The 546-nt window shown below is 31.1% G+C and carries 1 protein-coding gene; it reads right to left on the minus strand.

What is annotated here, in order from left to right; all coding sequences use genetic code 11:
• On the minus strand, positions 1 to 546 hold a 546-nt coding region (locus ACQRD5_RS17170; protein ID WP_427747119.1), incomplete at both ends, for a helix-turn-helix domain-containing protein.

The raw sequence follows: 546 nt of genomic DNA on the forward strand, positions 1-546 counted from the left end.
TTTATTTCTTTCCTATGATGCGTGAAAATATGGAATAAAGATTGTCCTTTTAAAACTAGTGGAGATATTATATCATCCATCTTTTTTAATTCCGTTGAAGTTATATTAAGACCTTCTCTAGATGACTTTAAAAGCTCTTTATACTTTGTATCAGCTACTCTAGCTTTATAGTATTGTTTTTCAGCCGTACACGTAGTAGCTGTGCTACATCCGTTACAAACATATGGGTAACGGCTAAGCTTAGAACATTTCTTAGTTGAATATTCATTACAAGACCTATAACAATTTATAAATCTACATTTCTTACATTGCTTGCCACAGCTAGTATTACACAAGTTAGTCTTAGTGCAACTTTTTCGATGTTGACACGGCTGGATATCATTTTGTTTTAGTCTACTTACTTTAAGAAATCTATTTCGTTTAATTTCTTTAGAAATTGTAGTAGGATCTTTTCCAACTCTTTCAGCAATTTCTTTCAGTGTATAATTTTGATCTAACCCATATTCAATTATAAGACGTTCCTCAATTCTAAGGTGTTTTCCTTTG

Source organism: Clostridium sp. SGI.024, assembly GCF_050315195.1.
GTDB lineage: Bacteria > Bacillota > Clostridia > Clostridiales > Clostridiaceae > Clostridium.